The sequence below is a fragment of the Candidatus Methylopumilus turicensis genome (assembly GCF_000953015.1).
GTDB lineage: Bacteria > Pseudomonadota > Gammaproteobacteria > Burkholderiales > Methylophilaceae > Methylopumilus_A > Methylopumilus_A turicensis.
The window spans coordinates 1,258,866-1,276,907 of the sequence record NZ_LN794158.1; the positions used below are offsets into that span (position 1 = coordinate 1,258,866).

Genomic DNA, 18,042 nt, shown 5'->3' on the forward strand with positions numbered 1-18,042 from the left:
TATTACTCAAGGCTCATGACGCTAGGCGTATGACTGAATATGGATTACCCAACTGGAATACAATGCCGGACGTTAAGCTGCACACGCTGGCGACCGTTAAATTCATTGGTTTGCAACTCATACACCACATGCACTTTAGTTGGCAAAAAGTCTTGCTGCTGAAAATAAATCGCATCGATTATGCGGCCGGTCTGATCGTCTGCTTTTTGCAACGAAAGCTTAAGATGTCGCTCACCCACCACTTTTTGCTGATTGACAATAAACACATCACTAAATAATGGCGCAGGAAAGCCTTGCCCCCACACTTGTTTATCTAATGCCACAGCCACATCCCAATCGACTTCATGCGCCGACAGTGATCCATCGGTTTCGATCACGGCATCTAAATCTGCAGGCGTGAGTAAACTGGCAGCAACGTCTTCGAAGGCTTGCTTAAAAGCATTAAATCCATCATGCGGGATCGTTAAGCCCGCTGCCATGGCGTGTCCGCCAAATTTAAAAATCAAATCTGGATGACGTTTTGAAACGAGATCTAATGCATCCCGCAAATGTAAGCCTTTGATAGATCGACCAGAGCCTTTCAAGTTGCCATCAGCACCCAAGGCAAACGCAATAACGGGCCGATGATATTGCTCTTTCACCTGAGAGGCCAAAATACCAATCACACCTTGATGCCAATCTGGCTCGAAAATACTTAAACTAAACTGCCCGCTGACATCCACTTCATCCAAAGAAATATTAGCCGCCTCCTGCATATCCGCTTCAATGGCGCGACGCTCTAAATTCATGGTGTGCAAGCGTTGCGCCATGACGGTGGCTTCGATTTCATCATCCGAGATCAAACAGGCAATGCCAAGCGCCATATCATCAAGTCGCCCTGCCGCATTGAGGCGCGGGCCCACGCTAAAGCCTAAATCCTGTGCATTCACTTTTGACGCTTCTCGCCCGGCTATCTTTAATAATGCACGAATCGCCACACAGCCCTTGCCCGCCCGAATGCGGCGTAAACCTTGCTCGACTAAAATGCGATTATTATCGTCTAGCTTCACCAAGTCAGCCACAGTGCCCAAAGCCACAATGTCGAGTAATTCAGTTAAATTAGGCTCAGGCTTTTCTGAAAATACGCCACGATTTCTGAGTTCAGCGCGCAAGGCCAGCATCACATAAAAAATCACCCCAACACCCGCTAGGTTTTTACTGGGGAAATCACACCCGTGTTGATTTGGATTCACCATGCAAGCCGCCTCTGGGGTTAAGTCGCCTGGCAAATGGTGGTCCGTGACCAGCACTTTAATCCCTAGGCTATTGGCCCTAGCAACACCATCCACACTCGCGATGCCGTTATCCACAGTCATGATGATGTCTGGCTTGCGTTCAGCAGCCAGCTCAACAATTTCGGGCGTTAAGCCATAGCCATATTCAAATCGATTGGGCACCAGATAATCTACTTGGGCACCCATACTGCGCAAGCCTCTGACCGCCACTGCCGTTGCTGTCGCACCATCACAATCATAATCTCCGACCACCAGCAATGATTGCTTTTGTGCAATGGCATCTGCCAGCAAAACGGCCATTTGCGACGCGTTGGTGAGCTGCTCAGGTGGGATTAATTGCGCCAGGGAGACATCTAGTTGCTTCATTTGCGCAATACCGCGCGCAGCAAGCACTCTGGCTAGGATTGGCATCAAACCCGCTTGACTGAGCGCATCCGCTGCCACGGCATTAAAAGAACGTTGAATAATGTTTGCCATACTTACGCGTCTGCCAATTGAAAATAGGAAGTCACTGAAGCGGCTTTTTGCCAAAATTTCCAGCGCCAAAAGCGCCATGTATCGGTCGATTTGACTGTGAGTGTAAATGTCATGCCATGGACATCAAAATGACAACGCAAGGTATCAATCTCTTTGCGCTTTAATGCCTGCAACAATGGCGCAAACCAATCCGCTTCAAGTTTCTCAACGGCATGCGTTTGAACCTCATTCAATACAACCACCGCATCCCCTTGCCTCTTTTTATCGCAGAAAGACTGATAGTGCGATGGCAAGTCTTGCGGAGTAATGCCAGTGAAACTCGCCAAGCCAGCACTCAACATGTCATTCGCGAATAAATTAAAAGCCGGCGGTTTAGCTGCATGATGCATTGCTTGAAAGCTTCCGCCGCCTGAAAGCCAAAGACTATTCATCACAGGCAAGCCCTGTTGTTCACGCGCAGCATTCACTGCATGGTCATGCAGAAGCATTTGCACCTCATTGAGTAAAGCCTGAAATTGCATGCCTTGTTTGCCATTTGGCAAATGTTTACCCACATCTCGCCCAAGAGATTCAGCAAGCAAATACGTTGAAACCTCTACGTGCGCGTCAATATGGAGATACCACCAATGACCTGATTGACTTGGCACAAAGCGTAAACCATCCTCAGCAAAGTGATGGTTGAAATCTGCCAAGAGGGAAGCGGCTTCTGAAGGAGATAAATGGAGGGACTCTCCAAGACTAAAGAAATCACGCTGCAACACAAAATTCACTGGATGGACTAAAAGCCAATAACCCGTCGCTTGTATATGAGACTCACCTAGAAGCATGATCGGGGCGAGTGGCCAATCTGCCTGTTTTTGAACTTCAAATTGTCGGCATAAGCTTGCCTCAAGCGCGTACTCAGTATCACGCTGCCAAGCACCGATCGTGCTGAGTTTAGAAAATGCCGTGCAATTGTTGCTTGCCAGCAAGAACTTTGCAAATTGGGGAAAATAAACATCCAGATTCAAATCATCACTCATTTCTAAAACACCCAGCCAAGAAACAAACCAAGCATGATGGCGCCTGGCAGGTCATAAATTACTTTGAATAAATTTCATTTCACTATACTATTTTCACATACATTTGACTGAAATCTATCCAAGCTATGGAACTAATTTTATGGCGTCATGCTGAGGCTGAAGATGGCTACCCGGATGACGAACGCGCACTGACTTCAACGGGTCTTGAACAAGCAAAAAAAATGGCGGCTTGGCTTAAAGCGCGCATGCCCAAAGAGACCCGCATTTTAGTGAGTCCAGCCAAACGTGCCCAACAAACAGCCAGTGCTTTAGATTTGCCATTTACGACGCTGCATGAATTAGCGCCAAGTGCATCACCGCATGATTTGTTGAAAGTAGCCAACTGGGATACCAGTAAAGGCGCCGTATTAATCGTTGGCCACCAACCGACACTTGGTATGGCGGCCGCCATCGCGATGACACATAAAACCCATTATTGGTGTGTGAAAAAAGGGGCGGTTTGGTGGATTGCAAGTCGGATACGTGCAGAGGAAGAACAGGCGATCATTCGCGCTGTGATTTCTCCTGACATGCTTTAGCGCTTTTTTACTCTCCCCTTTAAGCAAAACAGTTAGCCATGGCCAACGAAATCGAACTCAAGCTTCGTATTGCTGAGTCATGCGCACACCTGCTCAACCAACACGCCGCGATTACGGAACGATTAGTTGAAGCGCCATGGACCCGCAAACTCGTCAGCATTTATTACGACACGCCAGATTTAGCCTTGTTAGATGCAGGTTTAAATTTGCGTGTACGCAGTATGTCAGGCGGTTGGTTTCAAGCCATCAAAAGTACAGGGCAATCAATAGGCGGCTTGCATCAGCGCCTGGAGTGGGAAGATTTGCTCACTAACAATGCGCCCGATTTTAATAAAATTACTGAGCCGCATTTAGCCAATATTTTTGCTGACCAGAAGCTGAGAGCAGCGCTGAAACCTGTGTTTATTGTCGATGTGGTGCGCACTGATTGGCTACTCAACTACCCAGATGGGTCAGTGATTGAAGTGTCTGCGGATATTGGCGACCTCAAAAGCTCAACCGATCATGCTTGCGAGCATATCTGCCCGATTCAGGAATTAGAAATCGAACTCAAGCAAGGCAACACTTATCACTTATTTGAGCTGGCCTTAGCGTTGCAACAAGACATTCCCATGAGTATTGAGAATGGCAGTAAAGCACAAATGGGCTATCGTTATTTGCGGCCACAGCCTTTGATTAAGACTCATGCGCAAGCCATGAATATCAAGCGCTTTAAGTCGCCGCCAACCACCAAGCAAATCATGCAAGAGGCGCTGACTAGCATGCAGGATAATCAAGAAATCTTGAAAAAAGTAAATCATACTCCAGCGGTTTATCACATGAAGCTTGCTAATAATCGTCTCGCTAGCGCTTTAGCCTATAGCGGCTACCGTGCCACCGATAGAGATACGCTCAGCATCATTCAAGACTTAGAATGGTTGGCACAATTCTTAATCTCGCCCTGCGACAACTTTGCTTATCAAAACCTCAATGCTATTTTGAATGGTCAGCGCTATCAACGAATATTACTTCGCCTGGGGGCTTGGTTACATCAATAAAAAAGCCGCAGTTAAGCGGCTTTAGGTTAATCAATCATCATGACGTTGATGAATGCGATGCCCATTATCTGAATAAAAGACAGTTTCATTCACCCAGTGATCAATTTTCGAGTAAAACGCATCAATACTGCTTAAGCAATTCAAACGTCAGCGCAACGCCAAAACCGTTAACATCACTCGCTACAGCACCTAAACCACCCTTACGGTTGTATGAGGATAAATCTACATGCAACCATGGCACATCATGTTCAATGAATTTAGATAAAAATCTAGTGGCATGTACATGGTCAGCGCCACCATCCAACGTACATTGCTTGATGTCAGCAATGCTACTTTCAATGTCTTCATCGTAATCATCATCAAACGGGAATGCGCAAACACGCTCACCCACCGCGGCACCAAGGCCAACCGCCTTACAAAGTAGCGCAGGATGATTACCTAGCACGCCGCTGTAACGATCGCCCAAAGCACTCATCATGCTGCCAGTCAGTGTGGCAAAATCTACCATCCAATCTGGCTTTTCACGAGACGCTAAAGTTAAGGTATCCGCCAGGACCATGCGGCCTTCTGCATCGGTATGCACAATTTCAATCGTGGTACCGTTAAGCGCAGTCACCACATCATTTTGTTTGTATGCAAGCGGCCCAATATGATTTTGAGCAATGGCTAGCCAGCAATCAATCTTCATTGGCAGTTTAGCCTTTGTTGCCGCAAGCAAGACACCCAAAGCAACCGCTGAACCATTCATGTCTTCATGCATGCCGTTCATATATTTAGCCGGCTTAAGGTTATGTCCGCCCGTATCAAAACAAATGCCCTTGCCCACCAGCGCGATATGTTTCTTCGCATCGTTTGGTGAATAAGTCAGATGGACTATTGCAGCATCTTGCGGGTCTGATCCTTGGCCTACAGCGACGAAAGCACCAGCCCCCATTTGAGTGAGTTGTTGCATATCAAATTCTTGATATTGCCAGCCCTTAGATTTTGCAAGTTCAGCGATTTTAGTACGATATTGCGTAGGATTAAGCTCATTTGGCGGCGTCATCGTGAGTGTTCGCGTCAAAACATTACCTGCAATCATGGCTTGAATCTCAGCAAATTCAGTCGAATCTTGCCAGCCAAAAATAGACACTTCTCTCAAAACCTCAGACTTCGTTTCTTTTTGCGCCACTTTGCCTTTACGCTCGGGCAATTCAGCGGCATTCACACTCACCACATAGAAGGCATCTTTCGCAGCTTGCTGACGCGCACCTTCTGAGCCGTAAACGGCAATAGCCAATGCAGCTGGCTTTTCATCGAGCAAAGGTTTAATTGCTTTCCGCAATTGCGTTTGGCGCTTAAACGCTGACAAGCCTTCATCCAACACCACCCAGCTTGCTAAAGCCCCATTCGGCAAATCTGCAACCACCGCTCCTTTTTGCAAATCCGCATATTTTTTATTAGTACGCGTTAACTTGGCATTTAATACGCTTAAAAATGGCAACGTATCTGGACAATCTGCTGACAAAACAAATAAAAGGTGTGTTTGCGCCGATAAAGCATTTTCATCTGCAGGCATTAAATTTTGTTTAAGGGTGATGGACATACAAAAACCTCACTAATTTCGTTTAAATGTCGTTAAATTTCATTATATTCTTCAATTACGCTAGATTTATGTAATTGATTAAGCTCGCAAAACCCCGCTAAAACTTGACCAATTTAGTCAATAAAGGGAAAATGTGGGTTAACCAAACAATCACTTATTATTTTTACTAACAAATGATAACGACCTAGAGATGTAATATTTCTAGTTGATTATACCTTTTAGATCATTCTAAAAGCTTTCTGGAGAACCACCCCATGGCATTTACCCCCGATATTGACCCACAAGAAACCCAAGAATGGCTTGAAGCCATTGATGCGGTATTGGCCAACGAGGGAACCGAGCGTGCGCATTTCTTATTAGAAACACTGATTGATAAAGCCCGCCGCTCAGGCGCTTACCTACCTTACAACGCAACGACTGCGTATGTGAATAGTATCCCTACGCATTTGCAACAAAGATTACCTGGCAATCCCGATATGGAGCGCCGCATTCGTGCGCTGATTCGTTGGAATGCCATCATGACCGTACTTCGCGCCAACGAGAAATCACCTGGCGTGGGCGGGCACATTGCCAGCTTCCAATCAGCGGCGACTTTATATGACGTTGGCTTTAACCACTTCTTCCGTGCGGCGAATGACAAATTCGGCGGCGACTTGATATTCTTCCAAGGCCACTCATCCCCTGGCGTTTATGCGCGTGCATTTTTAGAAGGTCGCTTAACCGAAGACCAAATGGATAACTTCCGTCAAGAAACGGGCGGCAATGGTTTATCAAGCTACCCACATCCTTGGTTGATGCCTGACTTCTGGCAATTCCCAACCGTTTCTATGGGCCTTGGTCCATTGCAAGGGATTTACCAAGCACGCTTCTTAAAATACCTTCATGACCGCGGCATTGCGGATACTTCAGACCGTAAAGTTTGGGTATTCTGCGGCGACGGCGAAATGGATGAGCCTGAGTCATTAGGCGCGATTTCATTGGCCTCACGCGAAAAATTAGACAATCTCATTTTCGTGATTAACTGCAACTTACAACGCCTTGACGGCCCTGTGCGTGGCAACGGCAAAATCATTCAAGAGTTGGAATCTGATTTCCGTGGCTCTGGCTGGAACGTATTGAAAGTGATTTGGGGTTCGTATTGGGACCCACTACTTGCAATGGACAAAGATGGCTTGCTCAAAAAACGCATGGAAGAGTGCGTGGATGGCGAATACCAAAACTTTAAAGCTAAGGGTGGCGCATACACACGTGAACACTTTTTTGGCAAGTATCCTCAATTGAAGGAAATGGTCGCAGCGATGTCTGACCAAGACATCTGGCGCTTAAACCGTGGCGGTCACGACCCTCACAAAGTTTATGCAGCCTACGCAGCAGCAACACAGCACAAAGGTCAACCAACCGTTATCTTAGCGAAGACCGTTAAAGGTTACGGCATGGGCGATGCGGGTGAAGCACAAAACACAACGCACCAACAAAAGAGCATGGACATCGATTCATTGAAAGCCTTCCGTGATCGTTTCGATTTACCGCTCACAGACGAACAAGTAGAGAGCTTATCTTTCTACAGACCACCTGCAGACTCTCCAGAAATGGTTTACATGGCTGAGCGTCGCGCAGCGATGGGTGGCTCTGTGCCAGCACGTCGCCGTAAAGGTAACGAGCTTGTTGTGCCTGAACTGTCAGCGTTCGAGAATATGCTCACCGCAACTGGCGACCGTGAAATTTCAACCACCATGGCGTTTGTGCGTATTCTTTCAATATTAGTACGTGACAAACAAATCGGTAAATACATTGTGCCTATCGTGCCTGACGAAGCCCGTACCTTTGGGATGGAAGGTATGTTCCGTCAATTGGGTATTTACTCTTCTGCTGGCCAGTTGTATGAACCGCAAGATAACGACCAAGTGATGTACTACAAAGAGTCTAAAGACGGTCAGATTCTAGAAGAAGGCATCAACGAAGCTGGCGCGTTCTCATCATGGATTGCTGCGGCGACTGCTTACAGCGTCACCGGCACACAAATGATTCCGTTCTATATCTTCTACTCAATGTTTGGTTTCCAACGTATTGGTGACTTGGCTTGGGCTGCCGGCGACTCACGTGCACGAGGCTTTGTATTGGGCGCAACCGCTGGCCGTACCACCTTGAACGGCGAAGGCTTACAACATGAAGATGGCCACAGCCATTTAATGTCTGCGACGATTCCAAACTGCGTGTCATATGACCCAACCTTTAGTTACGAGCTTGCCGTGATTATTCAAGAAGGCATGCGCCGCATGGTGCAAAACCAAGAGGATGTGTATTACTACATCACCTTGATGAATGAAAACTACAGCCATCCAGAAATGCCGAAAGGCGCTGAGGCTGGCATTCTTAAAGGGATGTACGCATTTAGCAAATCCAAAGCAAAAGGCCCTAAAGTTCAATTAATGGGCAGTGGCGTCATCTTGCGTGAAGTCATCGCAGCGGCCGAAATGCTTGAAAAAGACTGGGGCGTATCACCAGACGTGTGGAGCGTCACAAGCTTCACAGAACTTCGCCGCGAAGGCCTTGATGCTGACCGTTGGAATATGCTCAACCCAGAGAAGAAACCAAGACTCAGCTATGTGGCTGAATGCTTGAGCGGCGCTGAAGGCCCTGTGATTTCATCAACCGATTACATGAAGTCATTTGCAGACCAAATCCGTAACTTTGTGCCACAACGTTTTGTGTCTTTAGGTACTGATGGTTATGGCCGCAGTGATAGCCGTGAAGCGCTCCGCAGCTTCTTCGAAGTGGATAGATATTATGTGGTGCTTGCCGCGCTTAAAGCATTAGCGGACGAAGGCAAAGTGCCTGCAAGCAAAGCCGTTGAAGTGATTAAGAAATATAAAATCGACGCAAGCCGCCCTAATCCAACAACAGTTTAAGCAGCAACCGTTTAAACAAACAATAGGCTTACACAGAGAAGACTCTCTTAAGGAATAACAGCATGGCAATTAAAGAAGTTCTTGTCCCGGATATTGGTAACTTTGATAGCGTTGACGTCATCGAATTACTTGTCAAAGAAGGCGATACTGTTGCAAAAGATGACTCGCTTATCACTTTAGAATCTGACAAAGCGTCGATGGACATTCCTGCGCCATTTGGTGGTGTAGTGAAAAGCATCAGCATGAAGGTCGGCGACAAAGCCGCTCAAGGTGGTTTGATTTTGACGCTAGACGCTTCTGAAGATGCGCCTGCAGAAAAACCTGCCGCCCAGCCAAGTGCAACCCCAGTGGTAGCGACTGTCACGGTTGACGAAAAACCAGTCGCCATTCCTGAGCCATCACGCCCGGTGCCTGAAGTGCCGAAAGTCATTCAACCACAAGCTACACCTAATCCAATTGGTGCCAGCGCGGTGGCAGCAGATGGCAAATTAGCGCACGCAAGTCCATCGGTACGAAAATTCGCACGTGAGCTTGGTGTGAATATCAGCTTGGTGCGTGGCACCGGCCCTAAAAACCGGATTAGCCAAGAAGACGTGCAAGCCTTTGTCAAAGGCGAACTTGCAAAACCTCGCTCTGAAAACATGGGTTCTGGTTTAACGACATTAGCAATGCCTGTGATTGACTTCAGCCAATTCGGCGAAATTGAACACAAACCGCTTTCACGTATCAAAAAATTATCTGGTGCAAATCTTCACCGAAACTGGGTGACTGCGCCTCACGTCACGCAGTTCGATGAAGCAGATATTACTGACCTAGAAGATTTCCGCAAGTCAATGCTGGCTGATGCTGAAAAACGCGGCGCAAAATTAACACTACTCGCTTTCTTAATGAAAGCTGTCGTGAATGCGCTTCGCACTTATCCGAACTTCAACGCATCGCTTTCTGCTGATGGCGATAGCTTGATTATGAAAAACTACTTCAATGTCGGCTTCGCATGCGACACACCAGATGGCTTGGTGGTGCCGGTGGTACGTGATGTGGATAAAAAAGATGTGCTCGATATTGCCCGCGATTTGGCAGACTTGTCTGGCAAAGCCCGTGAACGCAAATTGAAGATTGAAGAAATGCAAGGCGGTTGCTTCACCATCTCTAGCCTAGGCGGGATTGGTGGCACGATGTTTACCCCCATTATCAATTGCCCTGAAGTGGCGATTTTGGGTGTATCTCGCTCTTCATTCCAACCTGTTTACAACAAGGAAACAGGCGGCTTTGAGCCACGCCTCATCTTGCCAATGTCCCTTTCATACGACCACCGCGTGATTGACGGTGCAGATGGCGCGCGTTTCACTAGCCACTTGCGCATGATGTTATCCGACGTTCGTCGTTTGTTACTTTAAGGGGTTGGCATGAGCAATTTAATAGAAGTCATCGTCCCTGATATTGGCAACTTCGATAGCGTTGATGTGATTGAGGTATTGGTCAAAGTAGGCGACATCGTTGCAAAAGAAGATTCTTTAATCACGCTTGAATCAGACAAAGCATCCATGGATATTCCATCTTCAGATGCTGGCGTAGTCAAAGAAATCAAAGTTAAAGTAGGCGATAAGATTGCAAAAGGCTCGCCCATTTTGGTGCTTGAAGCTGAAGCTGCTAGCGCAACTCAAACAGAAGCGCCTAAAGCGGAAACACCGAAAACTGAAGCTGCGCCTGCGACACCTGTGAGCAACCAAGCGCCAACACCAGCCGCAACACAAGGCGACAATGATGTGTCTTGTGAAGTTTTGGTATTGGGCTCTGGCCCTGGTGGCTACACTGCCGCTTTCCGCGCCGCTGACTTAGGTAAAAAAGTGGTGCTCATTGAACGCTACTCAACACTAGGCGGTGTTTGTTTAAACGTGGGTTGTATTCCATCTAAAGCGCTATTACACACAGCCAAAGTAATTACTGAAGCCGAAGAAACAGCGCATCACGGTGTATCTTTTGGTCAACCAAATGTTGACCTTGAGCAACTCCGCACATGGAAAGCCAACGACGTGGTGGGCAAGCTTACTGGTGGTTTATCCGCCATGGCAAAACAACGTGAAGTGACCGTGGTGCAAGGCTTAGGTAAATTCACCAGCCCTAAGCAAATCGCTGTCACAGGCGCGGATGGCAAAGTTACCAAAGTAGGCTTTGAAAACGCAATTATTGCAGCCGGCTCACAAGCGACGAAATTCCCTGGCGCACCAGATGACGAACGTATCATGGACTCAACAGGCGCTCTAGCCTTGGCTGATATACCAAAACGCATGCTGGTGATTGGCGGTGGCATTATTGGTCTTGAAATGGGTACGGTTTACGATGCGCTTGGCTCAAAAGTCAGCGTGGTGGAATTTACTGATGGTCTTATTCAAGGCTGCGACCGTGACTTAGTGCGTCCATTGCAAAAACGTATGGAAAAGCGTTTTGAAGCGATTATGCTCAACACCAAAGTAGCGAATATTGAAGCCAAAACAGACGGCATCCATGTGAGCTTTGAAGGTGTCAACGGCAATACCGATGCACCGAAAGGTGTGGAAGTATACGACCGCGTCTTGGTTTCCATTGGTCGCCGTCCAAACGGCCTCAATATTGACGCCCAGAATGCAGGCGTGGCTGTAGATGAGCGTGGCTTTATCAATGTCGATAAACAAATGCGCACCAACGTGCCACATGTCTTCGCCATTGGCGATATTGTCGGTCAGCCAATGTTGGCGCACAAAGCCACACACGAAGGCAAAGTTGCCGCTGAAGTCATTGCAGGCCATAAGGTCGAATTCCAAGCCATGGTGATTCCATCCGTCGCTTATACCGACCCGGAAATCGCTTGGGCTGGCATAACAGAAACGGAAGCAAAAGCCAAAGGCATTGCCATCGAAAAAGCAAGCTTCCCTTGGGCGGCGAGCGGACGCGCAATCTCTGTGGGGCGCACTGAAGGCACGACCAAGCTCATTTTTGATAAAGACACACACCGCGTGATTGGCGCTGGGATCGTTGGGGTCAATGCGGGTGAATTACTTGCAGAGGCTGTTTTAGCGATTGAAATGGGTGCGGATGCACATGACTTAGGCTTGACGATTCATGCGCACCCAACACTTTCAGAAACAGTGTGCTTCGCAGCTGAAATGAAAGAAGGCACGATCACCGATTTATATATTAAGAAACGGTAATCAACTGAATTAAAAAAGGAGGCTTAAGCCTCCTTTTTTATTGCATAAATTTTATGCTCGGCCCAAATGTTAAATATTTAACATATTGATTTTTAATGTAAATTGAATATTCTCCATGCTAAAATCAGCTAACTCAACTCAACAGGGAAATTAGCAAATGGCGATTCTTAACGAACATCAACAAGCGCAACGCGGACGAACATTATTTACCTTTTTAATCGCTGCCGTCATGTCTCCATTATTCGCAGGACAAATTGTTGGGGCTATTTTTGCATTCTCTATATTCATTGCGATTATCGGCAAGTCTGCGACTATATTTACAGACTTAATGATTTTGCTGGCGGGTATCCTAGCTCACATGAGCGTGTTGGGATTTTTCTTCTTTGTGTTAACTGACTTTCAATTCGACACAGCAGGGTTTTGGAAGATAGGGATCGCGCTATTTATTCCTAACTATATTTTCGTTAGCACATTTGCAAAACGTGGTTTTCTTTTTGAAAGTTAAACTACAAACCTAACGCACTCAACCCTTGATGCGCATCGGGCCTTCTTCCTTGCGGCCAATAGAACAAACGGTCTGATTCATTAATCGCTAAATCATTAATGCTCGCATAGCGTTTTTGCATGAGGCCATTTTCGTCGAACGCCCAATTCTCGTTACCGTATGATCGCCACCATTGGCCTGCGTCATCATGCCACTCATAAGCAAAACGAACCGCAATTCTGTTGCCATCAAACGCCCATAACTCTTTAATCAAACGGTATTCGTGCTCTTTAGCCCATTTGCGCGTTAAAAACTCAACAATCTCCGCACGGCCATTTATAAACGCATTGCGATTACGCCACTCACTATCCACGGTATAAGCCAAAGCCACTTTTTCTGGGTCGCAATTATTCCAGCCATCTTCAGCCATGCGTACTTTTTGAATAGCGGTTTCGCGAGTGAATGGCGGAAAAGGCGGACGTGTTTCAATAGCGATCGTCATCTTGTCTACTCTGTGGCGGAGGGTGCTGAAACTGTTGGCAAGGCCTGAACTTGTGCATCGCTCAGCAATTGGACTTTTTCAGGATGAATTTCTGGTAATGCTTTATGCCCAGTAGTTGCAGACAAATTCGCCAATTGAAAGTAGGCAAAAATAATCATGTTGAACAAAACCAAAAGAATCATACTGCGCTTCATGATTTTGCACGCTCCATCAAATACAAACCTTCTAATACTAAATTATCAGCCAGCACAGGCTTGGCACCAAACACTTGCGTCAAAATAGGCATCAGCATGGCTGCATCGCCACCTGTGATCACAACAGTCGGCACATCTTGGCAGTGTGACTCTAACTTATCTGCCTGCATCACAATGGCACCGACAATCGCGCTTAAAACGCCGCTGTAACTTGCATCAGCCGTGTTGAGCGGAAAGGTTTTAGCTTGACCGCTTTGTGGATTAACCGCAGACGTATTTTGCAATAATGCGTTTTGCATCATGCTAAAACCGGGCACGATCAAGCCTCCAATAAAAGCGTTCTGATAGATGGCATCAATGGTGAGCGCAGTTCCTGCATTGACGACCAAACAAGCGGGTTGATTGAGATAGCGCTTAAATGCAGCCAACAGCGCGGCCCAGCGGTCGACACCTAAACTTTCTGGCACCTCATATTTGTTTTTTAGGCCTAGTGTTTCAGCTTCGGCTTTTGCCCAAACGTAAGATAAGCCTGCTTTTTTTAATAATGCTGTCATGCTTGCAGCCACACGCTCACCCGCCACATTAGCAACAATGGCATGTTTGCAAAGTTGCCAGCTTGGAGGAATGACGAACGCTGCAAGCTCGGCGTTTAAGCAAACGCCAGCCTCTTGAATACGACCATCATCGGCAAATACCGCCCACTTGGTGCGTGTATTACCAGAGTCTATTGCTAACATTACGCCTTACCTCTTTTCAAACCAGACCTCTCAAACTAATTTCACCCGCTGAAAAACGCTGCTCACCTTGTGGCGTATTCACCAGCAAAATACCATCACTAGCAACGCCAATCACTTCACCCAACACTTCACGGCCATCCGGCATCAACATTCTTACGGGCTGTTGATGATAGGCGTGATATTGCATCCATTCTTCACGCAAAGCTTCAAACCCACTTTGCTCAAAAGCACTTAACACATCAGCCATGTGTTTTAGCACATTACCAAGCAAGAGGTTTGGGTTTGCCGCCTCAGGTTGAATATTATAAATATCAGTAAATGGCTGGTCGATATTCCGTGCGACGTTTTCAGGCAAGCGAAGATTAATGCCCACCCCAATCACCGCCGCGCTTGGGCCATCCATATCGCCCTGTAGCTCAATTAAGATACCCGCTAATTTTTGCTTACCTGCCGGTGTTTCAATCAGTACATCATTGGGCCATTTGAGTTTTGCGTTTGAAATACCTAATGTTCGAAACGCGCGGATTAAAGCCACACCTACAGCCAAGCTCAAACCAGAAAGCGCTGATGCACCCATTTGAAAACGCCAAAGCAATGAGAACGTTAAGCTTGCCCCTAAGCCTGCCTGCCAAGCACGTCCACGGCGGCCTTTGCCTGCCGTTTGCAACTCTGTCACCACACAAGTTGCGTGGGCAGCAACTTGGCCACCCAGCATTTGTGATTGGCTTTGGTTGGCTTTTTTCATCAAATAGGTATTGGTGGACTCCAGCGTGTCATGCAGCTCCAGCTTGAACCAAGCTCGCTCTGGTCCAATTGCATTGAGAATTTCTTCTTGATTGAGCATGGTAATAGGATCGGGCAATTTGTAGCCACGACCGCGGACTGAGAACACCTCAACACCCATTGCTTGCGCTTCTTGAATCGCACTCCAAACAGTCGTCCGCGTCACATTAAAGTGCTTGGCAATATCTTCGCCCGAGTGAAATCGACCATCGACTAGCAAGCGTAAAATTGGGAATGTTAGTGCGTTTATCATATTGAACGAGAGTTTAGCATGGCTGATCGCTGGCATCATGAAGGAACACGCCACGCAAAGGCGCTCACAGTGTAAAATGATGGTTAATCTATTTAATGTATTTGATATGTCATCAGAAAAAACACCCATCGCACCTGCTTCTAACTTTATTCGCGGCATTATTGACCGTGATTTAGCACAGGGGACTAATGCCAACCGCCACTGGGCAGGCACGCCAGGAGACGCTGCGCACCATGCAGCAGGCCAACCTGATCCAGCCAAAATTCGTACACGCTTTCCACCAGAACCAAATGGCTATTTGCATATTGGTCACGCCAAAAGTATTTGCTTAAATTTCGGATTAGCGCGCGATTATGAAGGCGTGTGCCACATGCGCTTTGATGACACCAACCCAGAAAAAGAAGAACAAGAATATGTGGATAGCATCACTGAAATGGTGCAATGGCTAGGCTTCGGCTGGGAGGCTTTTGGCAAGTCGCATTTATATTATGCGAGCAATTATTTTGAAATGATGTATCAAGCAGCTGAAGCTTTAATCAGCGCAGGTAAAGCTTATGTGGATGAGCAATCTGCGGAAGAAATGCGCATTAATCGCGGCACCCTCACTGAGGCTGGTAAAAATTCGCCATGGCGTGACAGATCTATCGAAGAAAATTTAAGCAAGTTCCGCGAAATGCGCGATGGCAAACATGCGGATGGCAGCATGGTATTGCGCGCCAAAATTGACATGGCCTCACCTAACATCAATCTTCGTGACCCAGCGATTTACCGTATTAAACGTGCGCATCACCACAATACGGGCGACCAATGGTGCATCTACCCAATGTATACATTTGCACATCCGCTTGAAGATGCATTTGAAGGCATTACCCATTCGATTTGTACGCTTGAGTTTGAAGACCAACGCCCATTCTACGATTGGGTGTTAGAGCGATTAGCTGAAGCTGGCATGCTCGCGCATCCACTGCCAAAACAATATGAGTTTGCCCGTCTAAATCTCACTTACGTGGTGCTGTCAAAACGTAAGCTCATTGATTTGGTTGAAAATAAACATGTATCAGGCTGGGACGATCCACGCTTGCCAACATTAGCTGGCGCACGACGTCGCGGCTACACCCCTGAAGGTTTCCGTTTATTTGCTGACCGGATTGGCGTTTCAAAATCAGACTCTTGGATTGAATACACCATTCTTGAAGATTGCATGCGCGAAACGCTCAACCTTTCTGCGGAACGTCGTATCGCGGTACTCGACCCAATTAAACTGGTGATTGATAACTACCCAGTCGACTCTAATGGAAAATCACAATCGGAAGATTGCTTTGCGCCTAACCACCCGCTTAAACCAGAGCTAGGCAAACGCACTGTTCAACTCACCAAAGAATTGTGGATTGAACGTGAAGACTTTATGGAAGAACCAAGCAAAGGCTTCTTCCGTTTAGTGCCAGATGGTTTAGTGCGTTTACGCTATGGTTATGTGGTGAAATGCACAGGTTTTGATAAAGACGCCAACGGCAATGTGACAACAGTGCACTGCGAATACCTCCCAGACACCAAATCAGGCACGCCAGGCTCCGATAGCGTGAAAGTTAAGGGCAACATCCACTGGGTATCGGCTAATCACGCCTACGAGGCTGAAATTCGCATGTATGACCGATTGTTCAAAGAGGCACACCCAGGTGCTGGCGACCGCGACTACTTGGATGACATTAATCCAAATTCTGTCACCACTATTACTGCACAATTAGAATTAAGCCTAAAAGACGCACAACCAGCTGAAAGCTTCCAGTTTGAACGTCACGGCTATTTTGTAGCGGATAGAAAAGATAGCGTAGCTGGCAAGCCAGTGTTTAACAGAACGGTGACACTGAAAGATACTTGGCAGAAGTAAGATGAACTAGTCAAACAAAAAGCCCGCACTAGCGGGCTTTTTTTATGGGCATTTTAATTTATTAGAATTGATAACCCACTAGCGCTTTCACTGTATAAGCATCAACATTTTCATACTCTAGGCCAAGATCATCTTTGGGACCATTTACGCGATAGTAAGTCGCTTTAGCACCTAGATACAAATTCTTATCGAAGCTATATTTAAGACCCCCAGTTGCAGATAAAGCCAACTCACTTCCTGCATGGTCAAGACTAGCCACACCAACACCTGCACCAATAAACGGTGTCAATTGTGAACCAGTTGGAATGTCATAATAAGCGTTTACCATGTATAGCTTCATGTCAGAATCAAAGCTAATTCCACGATTTGCAAACGTCTGCTTCAAATTGCCTGTACTCCCAGTATAGTTCGTGCCGTTATAGGAAAGCGTCCCCGACGCGGCTACGCTATCAATATCCAAAGTCATTTTGGTAAAAGACAATCCAACACGGAAGTTAGAATCCGCAATGTTGGCCAAACCAAGCTCACCACCCCATGCTAAGTTAGAGCCGTAATCTAGATTTACTTGACCGTTATAAGCTACACCACCAACTGTGCCTACATAAGTTTTAGTTGAAACATCACCGACGCTACCCCAACCAAGCTGACCTTCAACATAAGGTTTCAAATCCGCTGCAGAAGCGCTCGCTGACGCTGCCAATAAAACAGAAACCAATAAAATCTTTTTCATCTATTTTCCTAACTTTTATTAAAAATAAAATAACAACCATTGCCAAATTGAAAACTCATTAAATTAACACTAAGGATTCCTTAGTTTAATGTCAAGCAAAAACTAAGACTATCTTAGAATGGAAACAAAAGATGACATCTCTAATATTGTTGCTAAAAGACTTAGACAGGCGAGAAAGAGAGCAGAAATATCTCAAGAAAAATTAGGCATACTAGCTGGAATAGATGAGTTTTCTGCAAGCGCAAGAATTAACCAGTACGAACGAGGAAAACATGTGCCTGATTTAAAAACATTGGAGCGATTAGCTGACGTACTAGGCACACCAGCCCCTTACTTTTATGCGACTGATGATGACCTAGCAGAATACATTCTAAAATTTAAGCGTCAGAATTAAAAAGGCA

Annotated in this window: 16 protein-coding genes; 8 read left to right on the plus strand and 8 right to left on the minus strand. The window is 46.5% G+C overall.

The genetic code is table 11. The features are described from left to right. Window positions 1–44: 44 nt before the first annotated feature. Window positions 45–1,751 (minus strand): single-stranded-DNA-specific exonuclease RecJ, encoded by a 1,707-nt coding sequence (recJ, locus tag BN1209_RS06295; protein ID WP_045751421.1) that lies wholly within the window; start codon window positions 1,749–1,751, stop codon window positions 45–47. A gap of 2 nt (window positions 1,752–1,753) precedes the next feature. After that, window positions 1,754–2,773 carry a hypothetical protein gene (locus tag BN1209_RS08925; RefSeq protein ID WP_052661118.1) on the minus strand — a complete coding sequence of 340 codons (1,020 nt, stop codon included), beginning with the start codon at window positions 2,771–2,773 and terminating at the stop codon, window positions 1,754–1,756. Window positions 2,774–2,898: 125 nt separating this feature from the next. Here BN1209_RS08925 and BN1209_RS06305 point away from each other — a divergent pair, with 125 nt between their 5' ends. Together BN1209_RS06305 and BN1209_RS06310 are read left to right on the plus strand one after the other, a co-directional pair. Further along, window positions 2,899–3,351 carry a SixA phosphatase family protein gene (locus BN1209_RS06305; RefSeq protein ID WP_045751422.1) on the plus strand — a complete coding sequence of 151 codons (453 nt, stop codon included), beginning with the start codon at window positions 2,899–2,901 and terminating at the stop codon, window positions 3,349–3,351. Between the two features lie 38 nt (window positions 3,352–3,389). Beyond that, window positions 3,390–4,388, plus strand: coding sequence for a CYTH domain-containing protein (locus BN1209_RS06310; RefSeq protein WP_045751423.1), 999 nt, complete (start codon window positions 3,390–3,392; stop codon window positions 4,386–4,388). Between the two features lie 121 nt (window positions 4,389–4,509). Here BN1209_RS06310 and BN1209_RS06315 read toward each other — a convergent pair whose 3' ends face one another. Next, a complete protein-coding gene (locus BN1209_RS06315; RefSeq protein WP_045751424.1) occupies window positions 4,510–5,973 on the minus strand; it encodes a M17 family metallopeptidase in 1,464 nt (487 codons plus the stop codon). A gap of 254 nt (window positions 5,974–6,227) precedes the next feature. Here BN1209_RS06315 and aceE point away from each other — a divergent pair, with 254 nt between their 5' ends. The 4 genes from aceE to BN1209_RS06335 all read left to right on the plus strand — a co-directional run bounded on the left by aceE (window position 6,228) and on the right by BN1209_RS06335 (window position 12,575). Beyond that, window positions 6,228–8,882, plus strand: a complete 2,655-nt coding sequence (gene aceE / locus BN1209_RS06320) for a pyruvate dehydrogenase (acetyl-transferring), homodimeric type (RefSeq protein ID WP_045751425.1) — start codon at window positions 6,228–6,230, stop codon at window positions 8,880–8,882. 62 nt (window positions 8,883–8,944) lie between these two features. After that, on the plus strand, window positions 8,945–10,279 hold the full coding sequence (gene aceF / locus BN1209_RS06325) for a dihydrolipoyllysine-residue acetyltransferase (RefSeq protein WP_045751426.1): 1,335 nt from the start codon (window positions 8,945–8,947) through the stop codon (window positions 10,277–10,279). Window positions 10,280–10,288: 9 nt separating this feature from the next. Further along, a complete protein-coding gene (gene lpdA / locus BN1209_RS06330; RefSeq protein WP_045751427.1) occupies window positions 10,289–12,070 on the plus strand; it encodes a dihydrolipoyl dehydrogenase in 1,782 nt (593 codons plus the stop codon). Between the two features lie 157 nt (window positions 12,071–12,227). Continuing rightward, window positions 12,228–12,575, plus strand: coding sequence for a hypothetical protein (locus BN1209_RS06335; RefSeq protein ID WP_045751428.1), 348 nt, complete (start codon window positions 12,228–12,230; stop codon window positions 12,573–12,575). Window position 12,576: 1 nt separating this feature from the next. On the opposite strand, the gene BN1209_RS06340 is transcribed toward BN1209_RS06335, so the two are convergent. Genes BN1209_RS06340 through BN1209_RS06355 form a run of 4 tightly spaced genes read right to left on the minus strand, consistent with a single transcriptional unit; the run spans window position 12,577 to window position 15,062 of the window. Continuing rightward, on the minus strand, window positions 12,577–13,056 hold the full coding sequence (locus BN1209_RS06340) for a nuclear transport factor 2 family protein (RefSeq protein WP_045751429.1): 480 nt from the start codon (window positions 13,054–13,056) through the stop codon (window positions 12,577–12,579). Window positions 13,057–13,061: 5 nt separating this feature from the next. Continuing rightward, window positions 13,062–13,250, minus strand: coding sequence for a hypothetical protein (locus tag BN1209_RS06345; RefSeq protein ID WP_045751430.1), 189 nt, complete (start codon window positions 13,248–13,250; stop codon window positions 13,062–13,064). Beyond that, a complete protein-coding gene (locus BN1209_RS06350; protein ID WP_045751431.1) occupies window positions 13,247–13,987 on the minus strand; it encodes a type III pantothenate kinase in 741 nt (246 codons plus the stop codon). Before BN1209_RS06350 ends, BN1209_RS06345 begins: the two co-directional genes overlap by 4 nt. A 16-nt stretch (window positions 13,988–14,003) precedes the next feature. Continuing rightward, the gene (locus BN1209_RS06355; RefSeq protein WP_231855125.1) at window positions 14,004–15,062 is read right to left on the minus strand and encodes a biotin--[acetyl-CoA-carboxylase] ligase; all 1,059 of its coding nucleotides are present in this window, start codon (window positions 15,060–15,062) and stop codon (window positions 14,004–14,006) included. Between the two features lie 67 nt (window positions 15,063–15,129). Between BN1209_RS06355 and BN1209_RS06360 the strand changes: the two genes are divergently transcribed. Next, a complete protein-coding gene (locus tag BN1209_RS06360; RefSeq protein WP_045752028.1) occupies window positions 15,130–16,911 on the plus strand; it encodes a glutamine--tRNA ligase/YqeY domain fusion protein in 1,782 nt (593 codons plus the stop codon). 61 nt (window positions 16,912–16,972) lie between these two features. Here BN1209_RS06360 and BN1209_RS06365 read toward each other — a convergent pair whose 3' ends face one another. Further along, a complete protein-coding gene (locus tag BN1209_RS06365; protein ID WP_045751432.1) occupies window positions 16,973–17,641 on the minus strand; it encodes an outer membrane protein in 669 nt (222 codons plus the stop codon). A 118-nt stretch (window positions 17,642–17,759) separates the two neighbouring features. Between BN1209_RS06365 and BN1209_RS06370 the strand changes: the two genes are divergently transcribed. Further along, window positions 17,760–18,035, plus strand: coding sequence for a helix-turn-helix domain-containing protein (locus BN1209_RS06370; RefSeq protein ID WP_045751433.1), 276 nt, complete (start codon window positions 17,760–17,762; stop codon window positions 18,033–18,035). Window positions 18,036–18,042 lie beyond the last annotated feature (7 nt).

Excerpts from the sequence above, each read along its gene's own strand:
- recJ (WP_045751421.1), bottom strand. The coding sequence starts at position 1,751 with ATGGCAAACATTATTCAACGTTCTTTTAATGCCGTGGCAGCGGATGCG.
- BN1209_RS08925 (WP_052661118.1), bottom strand. The coding sequence starts at position 2,773 with ATGAGTGATGATTTGAATCTGGATGTTTATTTTCCCCAATTTGCAAAG.
- BN1209_RS06305 (WP_045751422.1), top strand. The coding sequence starts at position 2,899 with ATGGAACTAATTTTATGGCGTCATGCTGAGGCTGAAGATGGCTACCCG.
- BN1209_RS06310 (WP_045751423.1), top strand. The coding sequence starts at position 3,390 with ATGGCCAACGAAATCGAACTCAAGCTTCGTATTGCTGAGTCATGCGCA.
- BN1209_RS06315 (WP_045751424.1), bottom strand. The coding sequence starts at position 5,973 with ATGTCCATCACCCTTAAACAAAATTTAATGCCTGCAGATGAAAATGCT.
- aceE (WP_045751425.1), top strand. The coding sequence starts at position 6,228 with ATGGCATTTACCCCCGATATTGACCCACAAGAAACCCAAGAATGGCTT.
- aceF (WP_045751426.1), top strand. The coding sequence starts at position 8,945 with ATGGCAATTAAAGAAGTTCTTGTCCCGGATATTGGTAACTTTGATAGC.
- lpdA (WP_045751427.1), top strand. The coding sequence starts at position 10,289 with ATGAGCAATTTAATAGAAGTCATCGTCCCTGATATTGGCAACTTCGAT.
- BN1209_RS06335 (WP_045751428.1), top strand. The coding sequence starts at position 12,228 with ATGGCGATTCTTAACGAACATCAACAAGCGCAACGCGGACGAACATTA.
- BN1209_RS06340 (WP_045751429.1), bottom strand. The coding sequence starts at position 13,056 with ATGACGATCGCTATTGAAACACGTCCGCCTTTTCCGCCATTCACTCGC.
- BN1209_RS06345 (WP_045751430.1), bottom strand. The coding sequence starts at position 13,250 with ATGAAGCGCAGTATGATTCTTTTGGTTTTGTTCAACATGATTATTTTT.
- BN1209_RS06350 (WP_045751431.1), bottom strand. The coding sequence starts at position 13,987 with ATGTTAGCAATAGACTCTGGTAATACACGCACCAAGTGGGCGGTATTT.
- BN1209_RS06355 (WP_231855125.1), bottom strand. The coding sequence starts at position 15,062 with ATGATGCCAGCGATCAGCCATGCTAAACTCTCGTTCAATATGATAAAC.
- BN1209_RS06360 (WP_045752028.1), top strand. The coding sequence starts at position 15,130 with ATGTCATCAGAAAAAACACCCATCGCACCTGCTTCTAACTTTATTCGC.
- BN1209_RS06365 (WP_045751432.1), bottom strand. The coding sequence starts at position 17,641 with ATGAAAAAGATTTTATTGGTTTCTGTTTTATTGGCAGCGTCAGCGAGC.
- BN1209_RS06370 (WP_045751433.1), top strand. The coding sequence starts at position 17,760 with ATGGAAACAAAAGATGACATCTCTAATATTGTTGCTAAAAGACTTAGA.